At 69.0% G+C, this 4,011-nt stretch carries 3 protein-coding genes and 1 pseudogene; 1 reads left to right on the top strand and 3 read right to left on the bottom strand.

Annotation, left to right across the window (positions count from 1 at the left end; translation table 11 throughout):
• Positions 1-158: 158 nt before the first annotated feature.
• Positions 159-1,004 (top strand): alpha/beta fold hydrolase, encoded by an 846-nt coding sequence (locus DD1DGNOD_RS21080; protein WP_131770897.1) that lies wholly within the window; start codon positions 159-161, stop codon positions 1,002-1,004.
• Positions 1,005-1,026: 22 nt separating this feature from the next.
• Here the strand turns inward: DD1DGNOD_RS21080 and hflX are convergent, their stop codons facing one another.
• The 3 genes and pseudogenes from hflX to DD1DGNOD_RS21065 form a co-directional block, all read right to left on the bottom strand.
• On the bottom strand, positions 1,027-2,475 hold the full coding sequence (gene hflX / locus DD1DGNOD_RS21075; RefSeq protein ID WP_241255881.1) for a GTPase HflX: 1,449 nt from the start codon (positions 2,473-2,475) through the stop codon (positions 1,027-1,029).
• Positions 2,476-2,688: 213 nt separating this feature from the next.
• The gene (locus DD1DGNOD_RS21070; protein WP_131770896.1) at positions 2,689-3,618 is read right to left on the bottom strand and encodes an EAL domain-containing protein; all 930 of its coding nucleotides are present in this window, start codon (positions 3,616-3,618) and stop codon (positions 2,689-2,691) included.
• A gap of 47 nt (positions 3,619-3,665) precedes the next feature.
• Positions 3,666-4,011 (bottom strand): annotated as a pseudogene (locus tag DD1DGNOD_RS21065) (tRNA dimethylallyltransferase); the annotation flags it as partial.

The following is a 4,011-nucleotide window of genomic DNA, read 5'->3' as shown; positions in this document are numbered from 1 at the left end:
GTGCTTGCCGGTGCAAGCCTCGCCGTCACCACGCACGACCAGGACACGACCATGAGCGACACGCACACGTGGTCATGGGCGTCTCGTGCTGAGTATGTCGCCGCCCCTTACGGTGTGGGGTACGTGGTCGCCGTGTGGGAGCGGGGGAGTTCTTAGCAATGGTCTCGACGTCGACGGAATTGCCGTCCGGGGTACAGCGCTCGACCTGCGCGGGCCTGGCGGTGCTGCGAGCCGGATCGTCCGTCGACCCGCCGGTGGTCCTGCTGCCCGGTTACACCGGAAGCAAGGAGGACTTTCTACTGATCATTCCTCGTCTTGCGCAGGCCGGGTTCGACGTGATCGCGGTGGACCAGCACGGCCAGTACGAGTCACCCGCTACCAACCCGGAATGGGAATGTACCGTCGAAGCTCTCGCCGGGCATGTCGGTCGGGTGGTCGACGAGATCGGTCGGCCGGTGCATCTGCTCGGTCATTCCTTCGGGGGGCTGGTCGCAAGGGCCGCGGTCATTGCACGGCCGTCGGGTGTGGCAAGCCTTGTACTGCTCAGTTCCGGCCCCGCCGGGATCGTCGGTCCTCGGCGGATCGCGTTGCGGGCGATGCGGGTCGTGTACAACCGCAGCGGCCGGGACGCGGTGTGGGCTGCTGTCCGGGTCGCGGACACCGCCGTGTACCCACCTGCTGGCCTTGAGTTCCTCGAGCGCCGGTTCTTCGCGAGCAGTGACGTCGGCCTTCGGGTCATGGGGGAACAGCTCTTGGACGAGCCCGATCGCGTCAGCGAACTTGCTGCCACCGTCGGTGACGCGGATGTACCCGTACTGGTCGCACACGGGATCGCTGACGACGCCTGGCCACCCCGTCTGCAGGCGGAGATGGCGGCGCGCCTGGACGCCCGCTATGAGGTGATCGCTGGGGCGGCACACTCACCGGCGACCGAGAACCCGAAGGCCACCGCCGCGGTGCTGGTCGAGTTCTGGCGCAATGGCGTGGGCCAGCAGGCTGCGTAGTTGTAAGTCGTAGTTGTAAGCCTCAGGCCGGCTCGAGGAGGAAGGCTGCGAGCTGGGAGGCAAGCCCGACCGGTACGCGTGCCCGCAGGAGCGTACCGGTCGCCGTGTGTTCGAGATCGAGGACCTCCCCCGAGGCGTACACCCGTGACACCAGATCTCCACGGGTGAACGGCACCAGCACGCACACCTCGACGTCGGGGTGGGGAACGCGCTCGGTCAACACGTCCACCAGGGTGGAAAGCCCGTCCCCGGTGCGGGCCGACACGAAGACCGCGTCGGGGACGCTGTGGCGCAACCGGGCGAGCATGTCCGGATCGGCGGCGTCGATCTTGTTCACCACCACCAGCTCGGGTACGTCCCCGGCGTCGATGTCGTTGACCACCGTGCGGACCGCGGAGATCTGTGACATCGGGTCGGGGTGCGAACCGTCGACCACGTGCAGCAGCAGGTCGGCGTCGGCGACCTCCTCCAGGGTGGAGCGGAACGCCTCCACGATCTGGTGCGGCAGGTGGCGGACGAAGCCGACGGTGTCGGCGAGGGTGAACGTCCTGCCGTCGGGAAGCGTGGCCCGCCGCACAGCCGGGTCCAGGGTGGCGAACAGCGCGTCCTCGACCAGTACCCCGGCGCCGGTCAGCCGGTTGAGCAGCGAGGATTTGCCGGCGTTGGTGTAACCGGTGATCGTGACTGCGGGGACACCGCTACGCTGCCGCGACGACCGTTTGGTCGCCCGGACGGTCTTCATCCCGGCGAGTTCGCGGCGAAGTTTGGCCATGCGCGCGCGCAGGCGCCGCCGGTCTGTTTCGATCTTGGTTTCGCCGGGGCCGCGGGTGCCGATGCCACCACCGGTCCCCATACCGCCACCGGATCGTGACATCGACTCACCCCAGCCCCGCAGCCGCGGCAACATGTACTGCAGCTGAGCGAGCTCGACCTGAGCCTTGCCCTCCCGGGACGTGGCGTGCTGGGCGAAGATGTCGAGGATCAGTGCGGTCCGGTCGATGACCTTGACCTTGACGACATCCTCCAGCTGCCGCAGTTGGCCGGGGGTCAGCTCGCCGTCGCAGATGACCGTGTCGGCGCCGGTGGCGGTGACGACGTCACGCAGTTCGCGTGCCTTGCCGGAGCCGACGTATGTCGCGGCGTCGGGAGTGTTCCGACGCTGTACGAGCGCGTCCAGGATGACCGAGCCGGCCGTGGTTGCCAGCGCCGCGAGTTCGGCCATGGAGGTCTCCGCCTCGCAGGCCGTACCCGAGGTCCACACGCCGATGAGGACCACTCTTTCCAGGCGGAGCTGGCGGTACTCGACCTCGGTGACGTCGTCGAGCTCGGTCGCCAGGCCCGGTACTCGGCGCAGGGCGGAACGGTCGGCGAGGTCGAGCCCTTCACCGGAGGCGTCGAAGAACTCTTCACTCGAGGTGCTGAAAAGCCGGTCGTGGTCGTGGTCGGGGCCATCGGTGGCGGGAAACGTCATGTCGCTCTTCTCTGGTGGGGCTTATCCCTGGTGTTGCTGGGCGCCGGCCTCACGTCCGGTCGAGCCGGCTGCGGCTGCGGGGCGGTGCGCTCCGCCTGATCCCGGCGGCCGTCCGCGGCCGGCAACTCCTTTATCGCAGAGTCCCACGTCCAGTCAGAGGTCGCGACTGCTTTTTGCCGACGGCCGGGGCTGCGCCGGGCGAGGGCGTGCCGGTCAGCTGACAGCGGCCGGGGTCGGCATCGGGATCGTGCCGGTGGCTGTGGCGCGGTCGGCGGGGGTGGGTGCCGTGCGGCTCGTGCCGCCGCCGGCGGCGGCGCCGGCCGGTCGGGAGCGCTGGCGCCACCGGTTCGGTCGGCCCCGGCCCAGAGCAATCATCCGGGCGTCGTCGGTGGGGACGGGTGGGCAGAACAGGCGGCCGGCTGCCCGGTCACAGTGCATCGCGGCCAGCCGGGACGCCGTGACCACGCTGTCGACGCCTTCGGCGGTTACGACCATCCGACGCCGGTGAGCCAACGTGATAATCGAGGCCAGCACCGCCTCACCCTCCAGGTCTCGCTGCATCGCGTGGAGGAACCGGCCGTCGATCTTCACCATGTCCAGCGGCAGGACGTCGAGGGTGGACAAAGACGCGTACCAGGTGCCGAAACCGTCGACGCCTATGGCCGGTCCGAACGAGCGCAGCCGGGCCAGCAGCCGGGGCACTCCGACGCGCGCGAGGCCCAGGGTCTGCTCGGTGAACTCCAGCCCGAGCGCTCCCGGTGGCAGCGCACGCCCGTGCATGAGCTGTTCCACCTCGATCGCGAAGCTCGGTCGGGTCAGCTGGTCGGCGGTCACGTTCACCCACAGTCGGGGTGGGCGAATCGCGGTTCCCGCAGCCATTTCGTGCCATGTCCGTGCCTCAGCCACAGCGGTCCGTAACACCCAGCGGCCGACCTGTTCGGACAGGCCAGCGGCTTCGGCGACCGGCATGAACTGCGACGGGCTCATCAGCCCCCGGTCGGGATGTTGCCACCGCAGGAACGCCTCCATCGCGGGAACCGACCCGTTGCGCAGGTCAACCTCGGGTTGGTAGTGCAGTTGTAACGACCCGTCGTCAAACGCGGCACACAGGGCCGGGACGAGGTTCAACTCGATCGCGGTCACAGATGTCTCCAGACGACGGGAAGAACGGGCCGCGGGCCCGTCGCACGTCAGGCCGAGCCGACCATGCCCGCCACCTGTTCGACGTCGGGACGGTCCAGCCAGATTATGCGAGGATCGCGCCGAAACCACGACCTTTGTCTGCGAGCTAATCGGCGCGTCGCGGCAATTGTCGCGAGCCGGGCCGACTCGGCCGAATCGAGCGCGCCGTCGAGCCAGGCGAGAACCTGGGCGTAGCCCACCGCCCGGGATGCGGTGGGACCGTCCCGCAGGCCCGTGCCGGTGAGTGCCCGGACCTCCTCGACCATGCCGGCGGCCCACATGCCCGCCACGCGGTCGGCAATCCTCGCGTCGAGCTGCGGATGGTCGACGCCGATCTGAACCACGTCATAGACC

Source organism: Candidatus Protofrankia californiensis, from assembly GCF_900634765.1.
Lineage (GTDB): Bacteria > Actinomycetota > Actinomycetes > Frankiales > Frankiaceae > Protofrankia > Protofrankia californiensis.
This window is presented reverse-complemented; position numbering and strand designations above follow the sequence as displayed.

Bases quoted from the DNA above. Each gene is read 5' to 3' on its own strand.
- DD1DGNOD_RS21080 (WP_131770897.1), top strand. From the start codon at position 159: ATGGTCTCGACGTCGACGGAATTGCCGTCCGGGGTACAGCGCTCGACC.
- hflX (WP_241255881.1), bottom strand. From the start codon at position 2,475: ATGACGTTTCCCGCCACCGATGGCCCCGACCACGACCACGACCGGCTT.